Source organism: Bradyrhizobium sp. sGM-13 (assembly GCF_018398875.1).
In the GTDB taxonomy this organism is placed as follows: Bacteria; Pseudomonadota; Alphaproteobacteria; order Rhizobiales; family Xanthobacteraceae; genus Bradyrhizobium.
Map to the genome: position 1 here is coordinate 1 of NZ_JAGWDK010000449.1, position 232 is coordinate 232.

General features: G+C 62.1%; 1 pseudogene. It reads left to right on the forward strand.

Annotation, left to right across the window (positions count from 1 at the left end):
- Window positions 1-232 (forward strand): annotated as a pseudogene (locus KJQ96_RS39615) (hybrid sensor histidine kinase/response regulator); the annotation flags it as partial.

Here is a 232-nt window from a genome sequence, read left to right on the forward strand (position 1 = left end):
TGAGCATGGTGTTCGGCTTCGTCAAGCAGTCGGGCGGACACGTCAAGATCTACAGCGAGGAAGGCCACGGCACGTCCGTCAAGATCTATTTGCCGCGGGCAACGGGCTTGCAGCAGACCGCGGCGGAAGCGCTGGTCTCGGGAAATATCGAGGGCGGCAACGAAACCATCCTCGTCGTCGAGGACGATGCGCTGGTGCGGCGCTATGTGATGACCCAGATCGAGAGCCTGGG